Origin of the sequence: Klebsiella sp. CN_Kp104, assembly GCF_040064515.1 — a bacterium.
GTDB classification, from domain to species: domain Bacteria; phylum Pseudomonadota; class Gammaproteobacteria; order Enterobacterales; family Enterobacteriaceae; genus Klebsiella; species Klebsiella aerogenes.
The window spans coordinates 74,977-93,428 of record NZ_JBEAII010000028.1; the positions used below are offsets into that span (position 1 = coordinate 74,977).

At 52.3% G+C, this 18,452-nt stretch carries 19 protein-coding genes; 15 read left to right on the forward strand and 4 right to left on the reverse strand.

Annotated elements, in window-relative coordinates:
• The first annotated feature begins 119 nt into the window (after nucleotides 1-119).
• From yebS to ABLU80_RS13920, 5 genes are all read left to right on the forward strand, one after another.
• A complete protein-coding gene (yebS, locus tag ABLU80_RS13900) occupies nucleotides 120-1,403 on the forward strand; it encodes a membrane integrity lipid transport subunit YebS (RefSeq protein WP_015705937.1) in 1,284 nt (427 codons plus the stop codon).
• Nucleotides 1,372-4,005: a PqiB family protein gene (locus ABLU80_RS13905; RefSeq protein ID WP_015366023.1), complete on the forward strand. Its 2,634-nt coding sequence runs from the start codon at nucleotides 1,372-1,374 to the stop codon at nucleotides 4,003-4,005. The genes yebS and ABLU80_RS13905 overlap by 32 nt, the downstream gene beginning before the upstream one ends.
• An 87-nt stretch (nucleotides 4,006-4,092) precedes the next feature.
• Nucleotides 4,093-5,526, forward strand: a complete 1,434-nt coding sequence (gene rsmF / locus ABLU80_RS13910; protein WP_348850098.1) for a 16S rRNA (cytosine(1407)-C(5))-methyltransferase RsmF — start codon at nucleotides 4,093-4,095, stop codon at nucleotides 5,524-5,526.
• A 112-nt stretch (nucleotides 5,527-5,638) separates the two neighbouring features.
• Nucleotides 5,639-5,878 (forward strand): YebV family protein, encoded by a 240-nt coding sequence (locus ABLU80_RS13915; RefSeq protein WP_015705939.1) that lies wholly within the window; start codon nucleotides 5,639-5,641, stop codon nucleotides 5,876-5,878.
• A 101-nt stretch (nucleotides 5,879-5,979) separates the two neighbouring features.
• A complete protein-coding gene (locus ABLU80_RS13920) occupies nucleotides 5,980-6,171 on the forward strand; it encodes a YebW family protein (protein WP_015366020.1) in 192 nt (63 codons plus the stop codon).
• Here ABLU80_RS13920 and pphA read toward each other — a convergent pair.
• On the reverse strand, nucleotides 6,168-6,824 hold the full coding sequence (pphA, locus tag ABLU80_RS13925) for a protein-serine/threonine phosphatase (RefSeq protein WP_032711927.1): 657 nt from the start codon (nucleotides 6,822-6,824) through the stop codon (nucleotides 6,168-6,170). The genes ABLU80_RS13920 and pphA overlap by 4 nt on opposite strands.
• A gap of 145 nt (nucleotides 6,825-6,969) precedes the next feature.
• On the opposite strand from pphA, the gene ABLU80_RS13930 reads away from it, so the two are divergent.
• The 8 genes from ABLU80_RS13930 (at nucleotide 6,970) to ABLU80_RS13965 (ending at nucleotide 15,270) form a co-directional block, all read left to right on the forward strand.
• Nucleotides 6,970-7,938, forward strand: coding sequence for a VirK/YbjX family protein (locus tag ABLU80_RS13930; protein ID WP_162198566.1), 969 nt, complete (start codon nucleotides 6,970-6,972; stop codon nucleotides 7,936-7,938).
• A 118-nt stretch (nucleotides 7,939-8,056) separates the two neighbouring features.
• Nucleotides 8,057-8,200 (forward strand): Ecr family regulatory small membrane protein, encoded by a 144-nt coding sequence (locus ABLU80_RS13935; RefSeq protein ID WP_015366016.1) that lies wholly within the window; start codon nucleotides 8,057-8,059, stop codon nucleotides 8,198-8,200.
• Nucleotides 8,201-8,684: 484 nt separating this feature from the next.
• The gene (locus tag ABLU80_RS13940) at nucleotides 8,685-9,257 is read left to right on the forward strand and encodes a spore coat protein U domain-containing protein (RefSeq protein ID WP_015705943.1); all 573 of its coding nucleotides are present in this window, start codon (nucleotides 8,685-8,687) and stop codon (nucleotides 9,255-9,257) included.
• A 21-nt stretch (nucleotides 9,258-9,278) separates the two neighbouring features.
• Nucleotides 9,279-9,797 carry a spore coat U domain-containing protein gene (locus ABLU80_RS13945; protein ID WP_015366014.1) on the forward strand — a complete coding sequence of 173 codons (519 nt, stop codon included), beginning with the start codon at nucleotides 9,279-9,281 and terminating at the stop codon, nucleotides 9,795-9,797.
• A 17-nt stretch (nucleotides 9,798-9,814) separates the two neighbouring features.
• Nucleotides 9,815-10,564 (forward strand): molecular chaperone, encoded by a 750-nt coding sequence (locus ABLU80_RS13950; RefSeq protein WP_047079641.1) that lies wholly within the window; start codon nucleotides 9,815-9,817, stop codon nucleotides 10,562-10,564.
• Nucleotides 10,565-10,566: 2 nt separating this feature from the next.
• Nucleotides 10,567-12,891, forward strand: coding sequence for a fimbria/pilus outer membrane usher protein (locus tag ABLU80_RS13955; protein WP_348850099.1), 2,325 nt, complete (start codon nucleotides 10,567-10,569; stop codon nucleotides 12,889-12,891).
• A gap of 12 nt (nucleotides 12,892-12,903) precedes the next feature.
• Nucleotides 12,904-13,857, forward strand: a complete 954-nt coding sequence (locus tag ABLU80_RS13960; RefSeq protein ID WP_285177683.1) for a spore coat U domain-containing protein — start codon at nucleotides 12,904-12,906, stop codon at nucleotides 13,855-13,857.
• Nucleotides 13,858-14,250: 393 nt separating this feature from the next.
• A complete protein-coding gene (locus tag ABLU80_RS13965) occupies nucleotides 14,251-15,270 on the forward strand; it encodes a hypothetical protein (protein ID WP_348850100.1) in 1,020 nt (339 codons plus the stop codon).
• A 474-nt stretch (nucleotides 15,271-15,744) separates the two neighbouring features.
• Here the strand turns inward: ABLU80_RS13965 and ABLU80_RS13970 are convergent, their stop codons facing one another.
• The 3 genes from ABLU80_RS13970 to yobA are packed head-to-tail and all read right to left on the reverse strand — an operon-like array spanning nucleotide 15,745 to nucleotide 17,347.
• Entirely contained in the window at nucleotides 15,745-16,086 is a 342-nt protein-coding gene (locus ABLU80_RS13970) for a YebY family protein (RefSeq protein ID WP_015705946.1), read from the reverse strand.
• Nucleotides 16,087-16,099: 13 nt separating this feature from the next.
• On the reverse strand, nucleotides 16,100-16,969 hold the full coding sequence (gene copD / locus ABLU80_RS13975; RefSeq protein ID WP_047055873.1) for a copper homeostasis membrane protein CopD: 870 nt from the start codon (nucleotides 16,967-16,969) through the stop codon (nucleotides 16,100-16,102).
• Nucleotides 16,970-16,972: 3 nt separating this feature from the next.
• A complete protein-coding gene (yobA, locus tag ABLU80_RS13980) occupies nucleotides 16,973-17,347 on the reverse strand; it encodes a CopC domain-containing protein YobA (protein ID WP_042893410.1) in 375 nt (124 codons plus the stop codon).
• A gap of 134 nt (nucleotides 17,348-17,481) precedes the next feature.
• Here yobA and ABLU80_RS13985 point away from each other — a divergent pair, with 134 nt between their 5' ends.
• Together ABLU80_RS13985 and exoX are read left to right on the forward strand one after the other, a co-directional pair.
• The gene (locus ABLU80_RS13985) at nucleotides 17,482-17,712 is read left to right on the forward strand and encodes a DNA polymerase III subunit theta (protein ID WP_015366007.1); all 231 of its coding nucleotides are present in this window, start codon (nucleotides 17,482-17,484) and stop codon (nucleotides 17,710-17,712) included.
• A 79-nt stretch (nucleotides 17,713-17,791) separates the two neighbouring features.
• Nucleotides 17,792-18,451 carry an exodeoxyribonuclease X gene (exoX, locus tag ABLU80_RS13990; protein ID WP_015366006.1) on the forward strand — a complete coding sequence of 220 codons (660 nt, stop codon included), beginning with the start codon at nucleotides 17,792-17,794 and terminating at the stop codon, nucleotides 18,449-18,451.
• The last annotated feature ends 1 nt before the right edge of the window (nucleotide 18,452 follow it).

Consider the following 18,452-nt stretch of genomic DNA (forward strand, 5'->3'; position numbering starts at 1 on the left):
GTTGTCTTACTATCTCATCTGCAGATGCCTACTAAAATAAGCATTAAATGCCTTCGGGCTCAAGATGAATTCATTCCTGGGTTAATATAGTGGGATACATTCATTCCCGAACGTAATAAATGCTGATAAAAACACCCTCAATCACGCCGACGAAGAAGATTACCGTTCATTCGGTCAGTTCGCCAACGCCGCATGCGCACTATCAGCGCTGTACGCAGTGCGACATGCTGTTCCGCATACCGGTTGTGAAACGAAATCAATGCGCCTGGTGTCCGCGGTGCAACGCGAAGGTACGCGACGGCCGCGATTGGTCCCTTTCCCGGCTCGCCAGTATGGCGTTTACAATGATGTTGCTGATGCCGTTCGCCTGGAGCGAGCCGCTACTGCGTTTGCATCTGCTCGGCGTGCGTATTGACGCCAACGTCCTGCAGGGGATCTGGCAGATGACCAACCAGGGCGATCCCATTACCGCCGCGATGGTGCTCTTCTGCGCGGTGGTTGCGCCCGTCCTGCTGGTGGTCTCCATCGCCTACCTTTGGCTTGGCAACGTGCTGGGGATGAACCTACGTCCGGTGCTGCTGATGCTCGGCAAACTGAAAGAGTGGGTGATGCTGGATATTTATCTGGTCGGTATCGGCGTCGCCTCCATTAAGGTCCAGGACTATGCTTTCCTGCAGCCCGGCATCGGCCTGATCGCCTTTATCGCGCTGACCCTACTCAGCATCCTGACGCTCATCCACATGAACGTTGAAGAGTTGTGGGAGCGTTTTTATCCCGAACGACCGGCCATGCGCTACGACACCAATCTTCAGGTTTGCACCGGCTGTCACTATACCGGTTATCGCGACTCCCGCGGCCGCTGCCGCCGGTGCCATACCTCGCTGCATCATCGCCGGCCGCAAAGCCTGCAGCGCAGTTGGGCGGCTTTGATTGCGTCGCTGGTTTTCCTGCTGCCGGCCAACCTGCTGCCGATTTCGATAATCTACGTCAATGGCGCGCGCCAGGAAGATACGATTCTTTCGGGGATCATTTCACTTGCCAACAGCAACATCGCAATCGCCGGCGTAGTGTTCATCGCCAGTATTTTGGTACCATTCACCAAAGTTATAGTGTTATTTACCCTGCTGGTCAGCATACAATTCAAGTGCGAACAGGGGCTACGTACGCGTATCCTGCTGCTGCGGCTGATTACCTGGATCGGCCGCTGGTCGATGTTGGATCTGTTTGTTATCTCATTAACCATGTCGTTGATAAACCGCGATCAGCTCCTGGCCTTTACCATGGGGCCGGCGGCGGTCTATTTCGGCGGCGCGGTGATTTTAACTATCCTTGCAGTTGAATGGCTGGACAGCCGCTTACTTTGGGACGCTCATGAGTCAGGAAACGCCCGCTTCGCCGACTGAAGCCAAAATAAAAACCAAACGCCGTATCTCGCCATTCTGGCTGTTGCCGGTCATCGCGCTGATGATTGCCGGATGGCTCATCTGGACCAGCTTTGAAGGTCGGGGAACGACGATTACCATCGATTTCCAGTCCGCAAACGGGATTGTTCCGGGACGTACCCCTATCCGCTATCAAGGGGTAGAGGTTGGTACGGTACAGGATATCTCTTTGAGTAAGGACCTCAGCAAGATTGAAGTTTCCGCCAGCGTGAAGAGCGATATGAAAGACGCGCTGCGCAAAGATACCCAGTTCTGGCTGGTGACGCCAAAAGCCTCTCTGGCCGGCGTTTCCGGGCTGGATGCGCTGGTCGGCGGTAACTATATCGGTATGATGCCGGGCAAAGGCGAACCGGAAGATCATTTCGTCGCCCTGGATACTCAGCCGAAATACCGCATCAACAACGGCGAACTGATGATTCATCTGCAGGCGCCGGATCTTGGTTCGCTGAACAGCGGATCGCTGGTCTATTTCCGTAAAATCCCGGTTGGCCGGGTGTATGACTACACGCTCAACGCCAACAATCAGGGGGTGACGATTGATGTATTAATCGAACGTCGCTTCACCAATCTGGTTAAAAAAGGCAGTCGATTCTGGAACGTCTCCGGGATTAAAGCCGACGTCAGCCTGAGCGGCGCCAAAGTCCAGTTGGAAAACCTCTCCGCGTTAGTTAACGGCGCCATCGCCTTTGACTCGCCTGACGACTCCAAAGCGGCGGCGCAAAACGACGAGTACAATCTGTACGAAGATCTGGCGCACAGCCAGCGCGGGGTGCTGGTGACGTTGGAGCTACCCGACGGCGATGGGTTGAAAGCAGGTTCTACGCCGCTGATGTACCAGGGGCTGGAAGTGGGTCAGTTAACCAAACTCAATCTCAATCCCGGCGGTAAAGTTACCGGTGAGATGACCGTCGACCCGAGCGTGGTCACCCTGCTTCGGGATAAAACGCTGATTCAAATGAAGAAGCCGAAAATCTCACTGGATAACCCAAGCGTTAGCGCCCTACTCACCGGCAATACTTTTGAACTGGTCCCTGGTGACGGCGAGCCGCGCAATCACTTTATGGTGATGCCAGCCGATAAAGCGCTACTGGAAGAGCCGAACGTCGCCACCGTTACTTTATCGGCGCCGGAAAGCTATGGCGTTTCCGCCGGCCAGCCGCTGATGCTGCACGGCGTTAAAGTCGGCCAGGTACTGGAACGCAAGCTAACCGCAGAGGGTGTCACTTTCCAGGTCGCCATTGCGCCGGAGTATCGCAATCTGGTACGCGGCGATAGCAAATTTGTCGTCAACAGCCGCCTTGATGTGAAAGTTGGGCTGGATGGCGTGCAGGTGCTTGGCGCCAGCGCCAGCGAATGGGTCGATGGCGGGATCCGCATCATCCCCGGCGAAAAAGGGGAAATGCAGAGTCGCTATCCGCTGTATGCCAACCTGGAAAAAGCGCAGGAAAATAGCCTCAGTGAAATCCCGACCACCACGCTGAGCCTTTCCGCGGAAACGCTGCCCGATGTGCAGGCAGGCTCCGTGGTGTTGTATCGCAAATTCGCCGTCGGTGAGATCATCTCGGTGAAACCTCGTAGTAATGCTTTCGACATCGATCTGCATATCAAACCGGAATATCGCCACCTGCTGACCAATAACAGCGTCTTCTGGGCCGAAGGCGGCGCGAAGGTAAAACTCGACGGTAATGGTCTAACCGTGCAGGCGTCGCCGCTGGCGCGCGCGCTGAAAGGCGCGATCAGCTTTGATAACCTCAACGGCAGCAGCGCCAACGCGCGCTTGAACAATAAGCGTGTCCTGTACGCCTCCGAAACCGCCGCCCGCGCGGTGGGCGGCCAGATCACGCTGCACGCTTTCGATGCCGGTAAAATGGCGGCGGGCATGCCGATTCGCTACCTCGGTATCGACATCGGCCAGATCCAGTCGCTGGAGTTGATTACGGCAAAAAATGAAGTTCAGGCGAAAGCGGTGCTTTATCCGGAATATGTCGGCACCTTTGCCCGTGCCGGTACCCGCTTCTCGGTGATTACGCCGCAGATCTCTGCCGCCGGCGTTGAACATCTGGACACGATCTTCCAGTCATATATCAACGTTGAACCTGGACGTGGTTCGCCGCGCCGCGACTTCGAGATTCAGGACACCACCATCACCGATTCGCGCTACATCGACGGCCTGAGTATTATCGTCGAAGTGCCGGAAGCCGGTTCGCTTGATATTGGTACGCCGGTGCTGTTCCGCGGCCTGGAAGTGGGTACCGTGACCGGGCTGACGCTGGGCTCGATGTCCGACCGCGTAATGGTTAAGCTGCGTATCAGTAAGCGCTACCAGTACTTAGTGCGCAATAACTCGGTGTTCTGGCTGGCTTCCGGCTATAGCCTCGACTTCGGCCTGATTGGCGGAGTGGTGAAGACGGGTACCTTTAACCAGTTTATCCGCGGCGGTATCGCCTTTGCCACCCCGCCGGGAACGCCACTGGCGCCAAAAGCGCAGGATGGCAAACACTTCCTGCTGCTGGAAAGCGAGCCGAAAGAGTGGCGCGATTGGGGAACGGCACTGCCTAATTAATTCCCAATGCCTCATAAACGCCCCGGTGTCCCGCGCCGGGGCGTTTATGATAAACTGCGCACCCTTTTTTCTTGTGGTGCGCTGCTCGTGGCTCAAAACGCTGTCTATCTTCCGGAACCCTTCCTCGCTCAAATGCGTGCGGCTATGCCAACGCATCTCTCTTTCGATGACTTTATCGCCGCCTGCCAGCGTCCGCTGCGCCGCAGCATTCGCGTCAATACGTTGAAGATAACGGTCGCGGATTTTCTGCAACTGGTCGCCCCTTACGGCTGGCAGTTAACGCCGGTTCCGTGGTGTGCCGAGGGTTTCTGGATCGAGCGTGATGATGACGATGTACTACCGCTGGGCAGCACCGCCGAGCATCTGAGCGGACTATTTTATATTCAGGAAGCGAGCTCGATGCTGCCGGTGGCGGCGCTGTTCGCCGATGGTGAAATGCCCGAGCGAGTGATGGACGTCGCCGCTGCGCCGGGTTCCAAGACCACACAGATAGCCGCCCGGATGGGCAACCACGGAGCGATCCTGGCCAACGAATTTTCTGCCAGCCGGGTGAAAGTGCTGCACGCCAATATCAGCCGCTGCGGCATTAATAACGTTGCCCTCACCCACTTCGACGGGCGCGTCTTCGGCGCCGCGCTGCCCGAATGCTTTGATGCCATTTTGCTCGACGCCCCCTGCTCGGGCGAAGGAGTAGTGCGTAAAGATCCCGACGCGCTGAAAAACTGGTCGCCGGAAAGTAATCAGGAGATTGCCGCCACCCAACGTGAGCTCATTGACAGCGCCTTTCATGCTCTGCGTCCTGGCGGCACCCTCGTCTACTCCACCTGTACGCTGAACCGTGAAGAAAACGAGGAAGTGGTTAACTGGCTGCTGCAAACCTACCCGCAGGCGGTTGAAGTCCTGACGCTGGATTCACTCTTCCCGCAGGCTCGCGAAGCGCTCACCGACGAAGGTTTCCTGCACGTATTCCCGCAGATTTTTGATTGTGAGGGTTTTTTCGTTGCCCGCCTGCGTAAAACCGCCTCTATCGATCCGCTGCCTGCGCCTGGCTATAAAGTAGGCAAGTTCCCCTTCGCACCGATGAAGGGCCGGGAAGCCGCCGCTGTCGCCGCCGCCGCTAATGCTGTTGGCCTGCAATGGCCAGAGCATCTTCGTTTATGGCAACGCGATAAAGAAATCTGGCTGTTCCCGCAAGAACTGGAAGCGTTAATCGGCAGGGTTCGTTTTTCTCGCATTGGGATTCGTCTCGCTGAAACACATAACAAAGGCTACCGCTGGCAACATGAAGCGGTGATCTCACTGGCCACGCCAGAGGCTCCTTTTGAGCTCACCTTAACGGAAGCGGAGGAGTGGTACCGTGGACGCGATGTCTATCCCGAAGCGCCGCCGCAGCAGGACGATGTCATCGTCACTTTCCAGGGAATGCCATTAGGGCTCGCTAAACGCGTAGGGTCACGTCTGAAAAATAGTTATCCCCGCGAACTGGTGCGCGACGGCAAACTCTTCGCCGGAAAGTCGTGATCGCGCGCTAAAAAGCGCACTTTTTGACTGGCGATTTACTCCCCGTTGTCTACGCTGAAAAATGACGGCCTAACTGGTCGTACCACAACTCAGCAGACAAACGGGGTGAATGATGAGTAAAACTAACGTACGAATCGGCGCGTTTGAAATCGACGACGCCGAGCTGCACGGCGAATCACAGGGTGAGCGAACGTTAAGCATTCCTTGTAAATCCGATCCTGACTTATGCATGCAACTGGACGCCTGGGATGCCGAGACCAGCGTTCCCGCCATTCTCAATGGCGAACATTCTGTACTCTACCGTAAACATTACGATCGCCAATCCGATGCCTGGGTCATGCGCCTTGCCTGACTCAAATGAACCCGTCGCCTGAGACGGGTTATTTATATCCCTCCCCCGCTGCGCTAACTTCCCCTACACTTACCTTATGTTTATTCGCTTATGAGGGCTGGATGTTCGCCTTAGTATTATTCATTTGCTATCTGGACGGCGGGTGCGAAGACATCGTGGTTGATGTTTACAATAGCGAGCGACAATGCCTCGTCGCGATGGACGATCAGCGAATTCGCCAGGGCGGCTGTTTCCCGGTAGAAGATTTTATCGACGGCTTCTGGCGTCCAGCGACGGAATATAGCGACTTTTAAACAGCCGACTGCAGTTGCACCAGCGTTAACTCGCCGCCAAATACCGCGCCGGTATCAATGTAGTGTTGGTTATCGCTATCGTAACGATGTTTAAGCGGCGTATGGCCAAACCAAAAGTGATCGGCCCCGGCGATCTCACCGTGCCGCCCCGCCAGATGATCGGTCAAACGCTGGCGGCTCCAGAGTACCTGATGCTCCGCCACGGGCAACTGCCAACGGTAGACGCTGGCTGGATAGTCGGCATGGGCAATCACGTGGGTGGTATCATCCTGGCAGCGCAGTTCAATGATTAGCGGCAATTCCAGACAGCGGATAAACAACAAATCAGCCAACCGTTTCTGTTCTTGTGAGGCAGTTTGATACCAGTCGCCACCGTTCATCGTCCACAGCGCCATCTCACCGCTCGCCCGCGCATCAAGCGCCATCTGCTCATGGTTACCACGCACCGCTCTGAACCACCGGTAACCGAGCAGACCCAGGCATTCCACGCTTTGCGGCCCACGGTCAATCAAATCGCCAACAGAAATAAGAAGATCCTGCCAGGGGTCAAATTTTAGCTGGCGCAGGTGAGACATTAATAAAGCAAAACAACCATGTAGATCGCCCACCAGCCAAATATTACGCCAGGTGCTACCTGCCAATCGCTGATACATATTTCACCCCCTGAGCTAATTATACAAAATATTACTGAAGGCGAGGTCGTAAATTCATACGTCAATCAACGTTAAACAAGGCGTAAATATAGTCTGGCGAGCCATTAAGCTTGTCCCGCGACATCCGTAGAATAAAGATAAAATAATGACGAGGTATGACATCGTGACGGACAATAGCCTGCATTCATCATGCACACTTCAGCAACGCTCAAATTTGATTGCCGATCTGGTAATGGGGCGTATCACGCCCGCGCCTATCTGGCAAAAGCGCAACTATCGGCTTAAATTTTTGCTGCGTACGGCGCTGTTCTATCAGCCGACCCGCGAGATGCTGGACACCCTTTCTGCGCGTGGTGATTTCCGCCAACTGCTGGCGGCGCAGGCTACGCTGCCAGGTAAAGTACATCGCCAGTATTTAGTGCGCGACCTTAACGCCCGTCAGCGTTCCCAGGCTATCATTAGCCACTATCAGTACGTCGACTCGCTGGGCGAGAACCGATTGGCAACGGCCATGATATCGCCGTCAGAACGACCGTTACTGACCCTGTCCGCGAAAGATGATGCGGCCTTCACGCTCTTTGCCTCGTCAGCCGGCAAAGCCGAACGAGAAGGTGAGACGACTCTTTGGCTTCGCGATAGCCAGCAGCAACTGTTAGCCAGCGCTACGTTTAGTGTGATTCACCATCAAGGAGAGTGGCAACTGGTCATCGGCGGCCTGCAGGGACCGCGCCGCAATGTCTCTCATGACGCAATTAAACACGCGACCCGCGCCTGCTACGGCCTGTTCCCCAAACGTCTGCTGCTGGAATTCATCTGGCTGTTGGCCGGCCAAAGCAATATCCAGGCTATTTACGCCGTCAGCGATAATGGCCACGTATTCCGCGCTCTGCGCTATCGTTTGAGCAAAGGTCGGCACTTCCATGCCAGCTACGATGAGTTCTGGCAATCAATTGAAGGTGTGCGTAACGATAGTTACCGCTGGCGCTTGCCGCTGAAGCTGGAAAGGAAATCGCTGGAAAGTATCGCCAGCAAAAAACGCGCCGAATATCGCCGCCGTTTCCAGTTAATGGATGATATGGCCGTACAGGTGGCTAATCTGCTACGCGTAAAATAAATATTCATCTCTTATTACGAAAAAATTTCGCCGTTTTAAATAACGGCGTTTTCATTTGCAGATACTTTGGTTAATATCGTGGCCTGTTGATAATCGGTTTAAGTTGGCCATTGACACCATGAGTAAAACTGAAATTTTCCTGCTACTGATTATCCTGCTTATTTTAGGCAGTGCCCTGTGGTTTATTTTCAGTGACGAGATATGGGTATTGGTCAGCTATCTGGAAACTTCACTCTATCCAACGTTAATCACCCCAGAATAACTCCATCGCTCAACACGTAAACCGCATTAATGGTATAGCATTCCATCATTGCCTTATTTTATTTATCATACAAATATGTATACTAGCGGCTTCCGATGTAGACCCACCTTTCACCTGCACTATGGGTCTGGTTGCGTGCAGGTGTCTTCTTTCTGTTGTTTTTTTACTCTCCCCCCCTACTAACTTCTTCCCTGGCATTTCGCCAAAAATATGCGCTAACACGACAATTGCAAAAATTATACTAAGCCCTCCTTTCCGCTATTCATAAAATTCAGAACAAACCACAGAAAAACAATCATAAACAAGAAGTTAAAACCATACAAAAACAAGAAACCAGCTCAAAACACCAATAATAACAATAAAACAGACAAATATAAAAAAATAAGCATTTTTCCAGACAGCGATTATATGTTGATTAATGGGATTAATCTCATCTTCACAAAAACAGGGTTTTACTTAGCGGCTTTCAATCCAGAGGTTCATCATGAACGTCCACACTTTTTCGCGCACTTTGCCTGGTATCTTTATCACAACAGCGCTTCTCGTTCAGGCGCCATGGGTCGCTGCAGCTGGGCTAACCACCGGTACATTAACGGGTCAGGTCGGGGTGCAGTTGACTATCGGCTCGGGCTGTACCGTCACCAATGGTTCCAGCGCAAGCGGGGTAAACAGCTGGGGTACCATTGATTTCGGCACCTATAGCGATTTGGTTAACGCCATAGATAGCAATCTGATCGGCAGCGGCGGCGCCAGCGCGGTCTCAATCATCTGTAGCAATAACCTTCCCGCAACGCTGACATTGAATAACGGTCAGCATGTAGGGACAACCGGACTGCGCCAAATGCAAAGCGCCGACGGCGATCAAATTGCCTACCGGCTTTACTCAAATAGCACCCGTCAGGCTGAATTTACCAGTGCCGGTATCGGTATCACGGGGACGGGTAGCGCTCAGGAAATCCCGATTTATGCCCGGGTGTTGCCGGCAGATCAAGGCGGCGTAACCGCCCCTGCTGAGGGTTTCTACCAGGACGTGGTCACTGCAACATTAACCTGGTAATGCTGTGGAGAAACGGATGTCATGTTGCGCGCAATTTGGCTACTCATATTCTTTTTTTCGACCACAGCCGTCTGGGCTGACAGTGCGCAGAAAACCTTCAAAGTGACCGCGCAGATCACGACCGGCTGCCTGCTTGGCAACGGAACAGGGACCCCTGGCGCTGATTTTGGCACCTTAAATTTTGGCTCCATGTCATCGCTTTATAGCAATGTTGATGTCGCCAGCTCCGCTGGCGCGGGCTCTATCGTTGTCGCGTGTACGCCGGGGATGGCGATCTCGCTGGCGCTTGACTATGGCGTCAACGGCGGCTCTGCGGCACAACGCTATATGTCCAACGCCACCGGCAGTACGCTGGCTTACCAGCTTTTTCAGGATGCTAACCGCTCTACCGTTTGGGGGACTGGCGCTCAAGCCTACAGCGTCGCCTCATTCCCCAACACGACACAAACTTATACGGTTTATGGCCGCCTTTTTGCCACGAATGGCTTCCCGGCGCAAGGTTCATACACTGATACCGTTACGGTCACGCTGACCTATTAAAATAAGACAGGTTGAATATGATTCATCGTTGTATTGTTGTTTTGCTGGGTTCATCAATAAGTCTTAACGCCTGGGCCGCCAGCTCGGTGCTGGTGTGGCCTATTTTTCAAACCATCAGCGCCAGCGATAAAGGCTCTGAACTGTGGCTGGAAAACCGCGGCGCGACGGCGGTAAATTTACAACTACGCATTTTCGGTTGGGATCAAAAAGAATCTAAAGATCTTTATGCCGATCAAAACGATGTGGTCTCCAGCCCCCCGTTCGCCAATGTTCAGCCAGGACAACGTCAACTTATTCGCCTGATGCGTGTGTCTCCGGTCGCCAGCGGCCAGGAAAAATCATATCGAATCGTGATTGATGAAATTCCCGCGGCGCAGCCGACAAAACAGACTGACAAGAGTTCCGCCGGCCTGAATATGCGCATGCGCTATGTACTGCCTTTGTTTATCTACGGGCAAGGCGCGCAACCGCTGAAGCTGGAAAGCAGCGTCGAACCAATACGAACCGCGCTAAGCTGGTCGCTTAGCGGTCAGAATCTGTGTATTAACAATGCCGGGAATCAACACGCCAGGTTGAGTAATGTCTACTGGTCAACATCAGCAGGAAAGCCGCAGGTCGAACAAACTAAGGGTTTACTGGGGTATGTGCTGGCTAAACGTCGCGTCTGTTTCCCGACATCAGGCCGCGCGGCGAACGCATCCGGGATGCGCCTGTTTGCGAAATTGACTGATAATAGTCAGGCGGTGGAAATTCCGGCAGCGCGTTAACCATGAGGCTTCTCATCGGAACCGGTGGTCTGCTGGCTATTGCTTCGGCAACGGCCTGGGCGGCTACCTATGATTCGTTACCCGCACCTGAGGCCACGCCAGGCACACAGCAGGAGTACGTGCTGTATCTCGGCATTTCCGTCAACGGCAACACGCCTGTGGGTACCGTGCCGGTGAAAGTGATTAATGATCGTTATTGGATCTCCGCTGCGGTACTCAAGCAGATGTGGATCCCTGTTCCCGACGGCAAAACGCTGGTTGACGTAGGAGAGATAGCGGAGGTCAAGGTCGTTTACGACCAGCCCGGGCAAATGCTGAAATTAACCGTTCCGGATAATTGGCTGCCGGAGCAGCATATTGGTAATAGTCGCGAGCAGGAGTATCTGCAGGCGATCAGTACCCCTGGGCTGTTGTTTAACTACGATTCCTATAGCCTGGCTTCTTCTGGCGGCGAGCGAACCACCAGCACCTCGACGGAATTTCGCCTTTTCGGCCCAGCCGGGGTGTTTTCAAACAATGCGGTGATCAGACAGAACTGGTCATCTCGTCACGACGATAGCCAACAAGGCTATATTCGCTACGATTCGCTGTGGAAATATAGCGACCCGGAAAGTCTGCTCAGCTACCAGGCGGGGGATGTGGTAAGTAATGCTTTAACATGGAGTAGTTCAGTACGTGTTGGTGGTATTCGTCTCAGCCGTAACTTTGCGGTACGCCCTGACCTGATCACCTACCCTTTGCTCAATCTTTCCGGTAGCGCGGCGGTCCCCTCCAGTGTCGATCTCTTTATCAACGGCTACAAAGCCAGCTCAACGCAAATTAACGGCGGCCCTTATACTCTCACCAACGTACCCTACATCAGCGGCGCCGGCGAAGCGACTATCGTCACAACCGATGCGCTTGGCCGCCAGGTCTCCACTAGCGTGCCTTTTTATGTCTCCAACACTCTGCTACGCCAGGGACTCAGCGATTTCGATTTTACCCTCGGCGCGTTGCGTAATAATTACGGCACTAAAAACGCCGACTACGGTGCCGGCGCCGTCAGCGCGATCTATCGCTATGGCTTGACCAATTGGCTGACGGTGTCAACGCATACTGAAGACCGGCAAGGATTAACCAACGGCGGTATCGGCAGCGACATCACTATTGGCACGATTGGCACCTTGAGCCTGTCTGCCAGTGCGAGCCAGGGTGATAAGCAGGGCAACCAGTATTCCGCGGGCTATTCGTACTACGGCAATATCTGGGGGATTAACTATCAGCATATTCAACGCAGCGAGAATTTCGCCAATCTCTCCAGCTATCGCTCAACGACAACCCTCAGCCGTCAGTCAGACCAGGCGACATTAAGTCTCAGCCCATGGGGAAAAGTGCTTGGCGCATTTAGCCTCGGATATTTCGATATCCAGGCCCAGGACAACAGCCGCACCCGGCTGATGAACTTTTCCTGGAGCCGCAGCCTGTGGCGGAACAGCAGCTTTAACCTGAGCATCAACCGCGATTTGCAGGCAGACACCTACTCCAGCATGATGCAGATAACCATTCCCTTCGACAGTTTCGGTTCACTGCAGTTAAGCAGCCAGCGCGCCAGCTCCGGCGAGTGGGGGCAAAACGTCGCCTACAATCGTTCCGCCCCTGCGGAAGGCGGTTTCGGCTGGAATTTAGCCCACTCCATCAGTGGAGATCGCTACAGCCAGGCGGATCTGACCTGGGTGAATGATGTTTCAACCTTGAGCGGCGGTTATTACGGTTCGCAGCATGATAATCAGGGCTGGTTTGAAGCAGCAGGCTCGGTGGTAATGATGGATAGCAGCCTGTTCTTCGCGCGACGAATCAGCGATTCATTTATCGTCGTCTCGACCGCCGGCTATCCCGACGTCGCGGTCAATTATGAAAATCGAAAAGTCGGCACTACCGACGATAGCGGGCACCTGCTGATCCCGTGGGCCGCCGCCTGGTATCCGGGCAAAGTGACCCTCGACACTCTGCCGCTGCCAACCGACGTTGAGGCTAAAGTCGTCGAGAAACGCATTGCGGTGCGGGAAGCCAGCGGTGCGCTGGTTGATTTCCCGGTTACACGCGTGCGTTCGGCCTCGATAACTTTGGTTGATAAAACGGGTCATCCTTTGCCGCTGGGAACGGCCGTTGAGGAACTTACCAGCCAGCAGTCTGGCGTGGTCGGTTATGACGGTCTGGTGTGGTTTACCCATCTAAACCAGCAAAACCAATTAGTTATTCACACGGCTAACGGCGAATGCCGGGCTTTATTCACGCTGCCGGAATCTACGCCGGTGCCACAACGTATCGGCCCACTAAGCTGTGGCTAAGAATGAACGGAGATGACTTTGAAAGCGATTCTTTGGTTATGTTCATTACTCGTTATTTCAGGCTACAGCGGCTTGATACACGCAGATTGCAAGATTAAGCCTAGCTCGCCTAATTTTGGCTCAGTGAGATCGTTTGATGTGGCGGCAACTCCGCAAGGGGTAAGCGCCGGTGCAGGCTTTAGCTGTACCAACATACTATCGCTTTTTTCAACCAGCACCATTACCGCAACGCTCAAAGATTCGGTAAATAAAAGTGGCAAAATCCCTCGACTTTATAACAGCGCTAACAACGCCTGGATCCCCTATCGAGTTTGTAAAGATGCCGGCTGTAACCCGTCGTATCAAATTGATGGTGCAATCCCCTGGACCATTAACGCGTTGGTTGATCTATTAGGCTTATTTAATACCAGTGACGGAACCATTCCGCTTTATTTCCAGACAATAGCAGGAAGTAATATCCCTGCGGGAACCTATAACGACACCTTGACCATTGAATGGAAATATCACTATTGCCTGATAGGCGCGCTGGGGATCTGCGTACCGGACGATGGCACGTTAACTTCACAAGTTCTTATAACTATGAACGTGACTAACTATTGCTATATTGATGACGCGCCCGATGTCGCCTTCTCCACAGCGGCTCTGGTAGCCGCTTTTAGCGAGGTCAGCGGGCAGTTAACTATCCGCTGCACGCAGAATGCGGCATACAGCATTAACCTTTCCAGCATCAACGCCCTTAACGGCAGTTGGCGGCAAATGAGCCAAACGATTAATTCGACAAATTATTACCTGCAATATCAGCTTTATAAAACCGACGGTAGCGCCTGGACGCCAACAGCAGATGTCAGCCTGGTGGGAAATGGCAACGCACAGCAAACAAACTTCAAAGCTCGGGTGAACGCCTCACAGAGCAATCAACCTGCTGGCGTGTACAGTGATACGGTATTGGTTACGGTTACATATTAATGGTGATAATTATTTTTTAACCATAATACTTATAATTCACAAAAATTGAGTAGAGTTATAATATGTTATGCGATTAGCCGCTATAATATATAAAGCAAAACAATCTATTCCACCCCAAAATGTATTGTTTGATAAGGATCATGAGATGTTCCCCCACAACGAAATCTCAGTATTCCACATTAACACCTCTACGCCGATTTAAGCTTAGTCATTCTAAACTACTTGACCTACAAATTGAAAGTAAGCATGCTACTGACTTTGCTCCTGGTGGTAGCCGAAAAGTTACTTAACCTCTTAATGATCTATATAATTATAGATATTTACGCCCTCTCAACCCCCAATCATTTATGGATAGAATGAATAGTAGAGCTTTGTAAAAAATGGAGAATAGTTATGACATCAAAAATTAAATTAATAGTGTTTACCTCTATTGCTTTGTTGACTGGTTGTAAGGAAGCTGAGATCGAGGGGGTATGGTACGGTTCAGATAAAAATTTCAATAGTGGCATTATCATGTCGTTATTCGACGAGGTAAAAGAAGAGCTTGCCGGGGAACAAATTATTATATCAAATTTAAAAACCGAGGGGGGGTCTAACACTTTTTTGGTAACCTTAGGCGAAAAAAAACATTCTAAAGAATGGGTTGAGGAAATTCTTAAAAAGATTGAGCAGCGACGAAAAGATAATAAGACCACTATAACCTTATCGTTTACTGATGTAGGCGATGGGAAAGATGAGAACGAAAAAATGTTGCTCTCAGTTCTAAAAGAATTAAAAATGGAACAAACAGGAAGTATTACTTCAGAGATTAAATGGGAAGATGCTAAGGTAATTGTCTACACACAACAATTAAGTATTATGGGGCACACAGATCCTTATAGCAACTTTAACCCTAAGGTATATTGCGAATTAAAGGTTCCTTTAACAAATGAACTGTCTGGGTTAACTATAGATGCGCCACTACCAGATATCACACCCGCGGATATTCCAGAAGGAATACGTCACTCGATGACAGACAAGCAAACAATAGATTATATTAAAGAAAAAAACGAATTAAGACGTTATGTAAATATTGGCATGCAAGTTAATGGTAATAATTATCCGAACAAAGCAACATTTAGTGACGCTTTTATGAATGAGCTATCCCAGGATAACGGAATTTATAATTCTAATAGATTATCTTACTCTCTGGATTACGGAAATATACATATCGCTTATGGCAGTATCCCTGATACCAACTTCGATCCTGTTTACGGGGCTATGTTAGGCGATGTAAGCGGAAAACTTCATCGAAAATGTGACGATATGATAAAAAAAATCACGCCAGCACTTGATAAGAAACGAGCGGATGCCCTGAAATTTGCAAATGTTGGTAAGATGGAGATCAACCCTGAGTGGAAACCAGAGAGTTAATTTCATATTTAAATACAAAAGGATAAAATGGCTCCCCTCTTAGAAATGGATGAATTATCTCCTGATAAGAGAGACCAACCTTCGTAGATGATGATCTGATTTTTATGTAAATTAAATGTTAAGCAGGTTTTGGTTGTGATATAAGGGAAAAAGCTCAGCGTTCAGCCGTATGAGCATTAGCAATGGATGTGTATAACTCGCTGAAGAATAGATAAAAAGAGACCGAACACGATTCCTGTATTCGGTCCAGGGAAATGGCTCTTGGGAGAGAGCCGTGCGCTAAAAGTTGGCATTAATGCAGGCTAAGTCGCCTTGCCTTATAAGAATAGTTGACTGTGACAGGTTTTCCAGTCCGCGACAAAAGCGGTTGAAAAATTGCTGACAAAATCCGTTGCGCCAACAAAAAACCGCCGCGTTTTCTTACCAGACGCCGGCGGTTTTTTTATCTTTAAAACAACGTGATATAGGTAATTATTAGCAAAGCTTTTGCGCACGTTCGATAAATGGCGCCAAGCTCATTTTTTGTCCCGGATGCTGCGGGTCGTCGGCCTGGATGACAGAAATCGGCTGAGCGCTGGTCTTGCCGGCCTTCACTTCCTGCTCGGCGACATCATTCAGCGGATACTGCACCAGGGTGCTCGGGTTGATGGCGTACAGCGCATTACCCGGGCGGCATGTTAACATGACTTCTTCACGGGTGAACGCCCAGTTGTCCTTACCCACTTCAAAACGGCTCACGGTAATCACCTGCGGCGCCGCCAGCGCGGCGCCTGAGCTTGCCAGTAATAACATTGTCAGAACGATTTTTTTCATCATTTAGCCAGTTAATTCAATTAGGTTGCCAGGTCGCGAACAGGCTGACGGCAAGTATCGCCAGCGCGGCAAGCGCCATTTCCAGCTGTGTAGTGCGTAAAATAGTTCGTTCCGCCCACGAGCCGTTACCTGACATTCGCGGTACCAGAACATACCTGTTCACCAGCGCAATTGCTACCATCCCGGCGACCAGCGCACATTTGAACAACAACACCGTTCCCCACGGTGAGTCGCCAATCAGCTGTCCCTGTATCAACAGCGTATTGCCAATCCCGCTGGCAATCGCGCCAGCCACGGCCAGATGCCCATAGCGTGAAAAACGCATCATGGCGGTTATCGCTACCTGACGCCAGCGCCCGCGCGCCAGTCGCAGGCAGTAGACAAATGGCAACAGCCCGCCGGCCCACGCCGAGACGCAAAACAGATGTAACGCGTGATTGGTGCGCTGTAATGCGCCAACCCAACCATCATGCATCGCCGCATGCCCCACGCCAGCCATCAACAACAACTGCGCGCAAAATAGCAGTAACAATAGACGCGCCGGGCGACGGGGTTTGATCCACACGACCGCCAGCGCAATCCACGCCAGCACCACCTGCCACAGCCAAACGCCGCCAAACTGCGTCCCGATAACAGCGCGCCAGATTGTGGGTTGCCAGACATCATTCCAGCCATCGCCCATCAACCCGCCCTGCGCCATCAGCATCAAGGTAGCTGAAATAGCGCTAATCATTAGCAGGTAGCGCAGCAGTGGATAAAAGCGCTGCATCAACAGGCGACGCAGCGAGACTGGCGCCCACCATGCGCCGTACAGCGCGCAACCGAAGGCCGTCATCAATGAGATGAAGTGGACAAACCGCAGGCCGACATACACTCCCGACAGCATGGATTACTTCACGCTGAAGTGGTATTGCCCTTTGGTCTTATGGCCGTCAACGGAGACCACATGCCACTCTACGGTGTACTCGCCCGCCGCCAGCGGTTCATTCAGCGGCAGCGTTAATTGCGCTTTATTACCGTCGCTGCGGGCCAGTTTGCCGGTAGCGACAGGTTTATTCTGCGGGCCGCTGAGGGTCACGCCGCTGAAGGAGAGCTCGACGCCTTCACTAAACGTTAACGTGAGCGCCTGCGGCGAAACGGAGACCGTCGAATCGGCCGCCGGGATTTGTTGTTGCAGATGAGCATGAGCAAAAGCGCTGGCGGTGGTTAACATAGCGCTGAGAAATACGGCGGCACTTAGCGCGCGTCCGGCGATGGTTCGCATAAACATCATTCCTTTTTGTTATGTATGTTGGACAGAGAATAACCCTGTATAATAGCAGAGTCGAGCTAAGCATCCGGGACTTGCCTTTCAGCGTCACGCTTAGTAACTTTTGCGTCGTAATGAAGGAGGTACTGATGGCAAATAATCTGGCAAAAATTTCGCAAGATGAAATGGACAAGGTCAACGTTGACCTCGCAGCGGCCGGCGTCGCCTTTAAAGAACGCTACAATATGCCCGTCGTTGCCGATCTCGTCGAGCGAGAGCAACCGGCTCACCTGCGCGACTGGTTTCGTGAACGATTGATCGCGCACCGTCTGGCATCCGTGTCACTTTCCCGCCTGCCGTATGAACCGAAAGCGAAATGATTGCTCATTCCTTGAGGCTCCCCCCATTGGCAACCGCCGCACATTCTATTACGCTGGGGTTTTTGGCGAGGAGTAAGCCATGCTGCGCGTAATCGATACCGAAACCTGCGGTTTGCAGGGCGGCATTGTTGAAATTGCCTCCGTCGATATCATCGACGGCCGGATAACCAATCCCATGAGTCATCTGGTGCGCCCTGACCGCCCAATCAGCCCGCAGGCAATGGCAATCCATCGCATCACTGAAGAGATGGTGGCCGATAAGCCCTGGATTGAAGAAATCGTGCCGCACTACCAGGGCAGCCCATGGTATGTCGCCCATAACGCCAGCTTTGATCGCCGGGTATTACCGGAAATGAACGGCGAGTGGATTTGTACTATGAAGCTGGCGCGCCGCCTGTGGCCGGGGATTAAGTACAGCAATATGGGGTTGTATAAGTCGCGCAAGCTGAGCGTAGCCACCCCGCCGGGTTTGCATCACCACCGCGCGCTGTACGACTGCTATATCACCGCCGCCCTACTGTTGGATATCATGCAGGTTTCCGGCTGGTCGCCGGATGAAATGGCCGACATAACCGGCCGCCCGGCGCTGCTGACTACCTTTACCTTCGGCAAATATCGCGGCAAAGCGGTGTCGGAAGTAGCGGAAAACGATCCAGGCTATTTACGTTGGCTGTTCAATAACCTGGACCGGATGAGCCCGGAACTGCGTCTGACCCTCAAACACTATCTCGGCGAATAAC

Bases quoted from the DNA above. Each gene is read 5' to 3' on its own strand.
- yebS (WP_015705937.1), top strand. From the start codon at position 120: ATGCTGATAAAAACACCCTCAATCACGCCGACGAAGAAGATTACCGTT.
- ABLU80_RS13905 (WP_015366023.1), top strand. From the start codon at position 1,372: ATGAGTCAGGAAACGCCCGCTTCGCCGACTGAAGCCAAAATAAAAACC.
- ABLU80_RS13915 (WP_015705939.1), top strand. From the start codon at position 5,639: ATGAGTAAAACTAACGTACGAATCGGCGCGTTTGAAATCGACGACGCC.
- ABLU80_RS13920 (WP_015366020.1), top strand. From the start codon at position 5,980: ATGTTCGCCTTAGTATTATTCATTTGCTATCTGGACGGCGGGTGCGAA.
- pphA (WP_032711927.1), bottom strand. From the start codon at position 6,824: ATGTATCAGCGATTGGCAGGTAGCACCTGGCGTAATATTTGGCTGGTG.
- ABLU80_RS13930 (WP_162198566.1), top strand. From the start codon at position 6,970: ATGACGAGGTATGACATCGTGACGGACAATAGCCTGCATTCATCATGC.
- ABLU80_RS13935 (WP_015366016.1), top strand. From the start codon at position 8,057: ATGAGTAAAACTGAAATTTTCCTGCTACTGATTATCCTGCTTATTTTA.
- ABLU80_RS13940 (WP_015705943.1), top strand. From the start codon at position 8,685: ATGAACGTCCACACTTTTTCGCGCACTTTGCCTGGTATCTTTATCACA.
- ABLU80_RS13945 (WP_015366014.1), top strand. From the start codon at position 9,279: ATGTTGCGCGCAATTTGGCTACTCATATTCTTTTTTTCGACCACAGCC.
- ABLU80_RS13950 (WP_047079641.1), top strand. From the start codon at position 9,815: ATGATTCATCGTTGTATTGTTGTTTTGCTGGGTTCATCAATAAGTCTT.
- ABLU80_RS13955 (WP_348850099.1), top strand. From the start codon at position 10,567: ATGAGGCTTCTCATCGGAACCGGTGGTCTGCTGGCTATTGCTTCGGCA.
- ABLU80_RS13960 (WP_285177683.1), top strand. From the start codon at position 12,904: ATGACTTTGAAAGCGATTCTTTGGTTATGTTCATTACTCGTTATTTCA.
- ABLU80_RS13965 (WP_348850100.1), top strand. From the start codon at position 14,251: ATGACATCAAAAATTAAATTAATAGTGTTTACCTCTATTGCTTTGTTG.
- ABLU80_RS13970 (WP_015705946.1), bottom strand. From the start codon at position 16,086: ATGATGAAAAAAATCGTTCTGACAATGTTATTACTGGCAAGCTCAGGC.
- copD (WP_047055873.1), bottom strand. From the start codon at position 16,969: ATGCTGTCGGGAGTGTATGTCGGCCTGCGGTTTGTCCACTTCATCTCA.
- yobA (WP_042893410.1), bottom strand. From the start codon at position 17,347: ATGCGAACCATCGCCGGACGCGCGCTAAGTGCCGCCGTATTTCTCAGC.
- ABLU80_RS13985 (WP_015366007.1), top strand. From the start codon at position 17,482: ATGGCAAATAATCTGGCAAAAATTTCGCAAGATGAAATGGACAAGGTC.
- exoX (WP_015366006.1), top strand. From the start codon at position 17,792: ATGCTGCGCGTAATCGATACCGAAACCTGCGGTTTGCAGGGCGGCATT.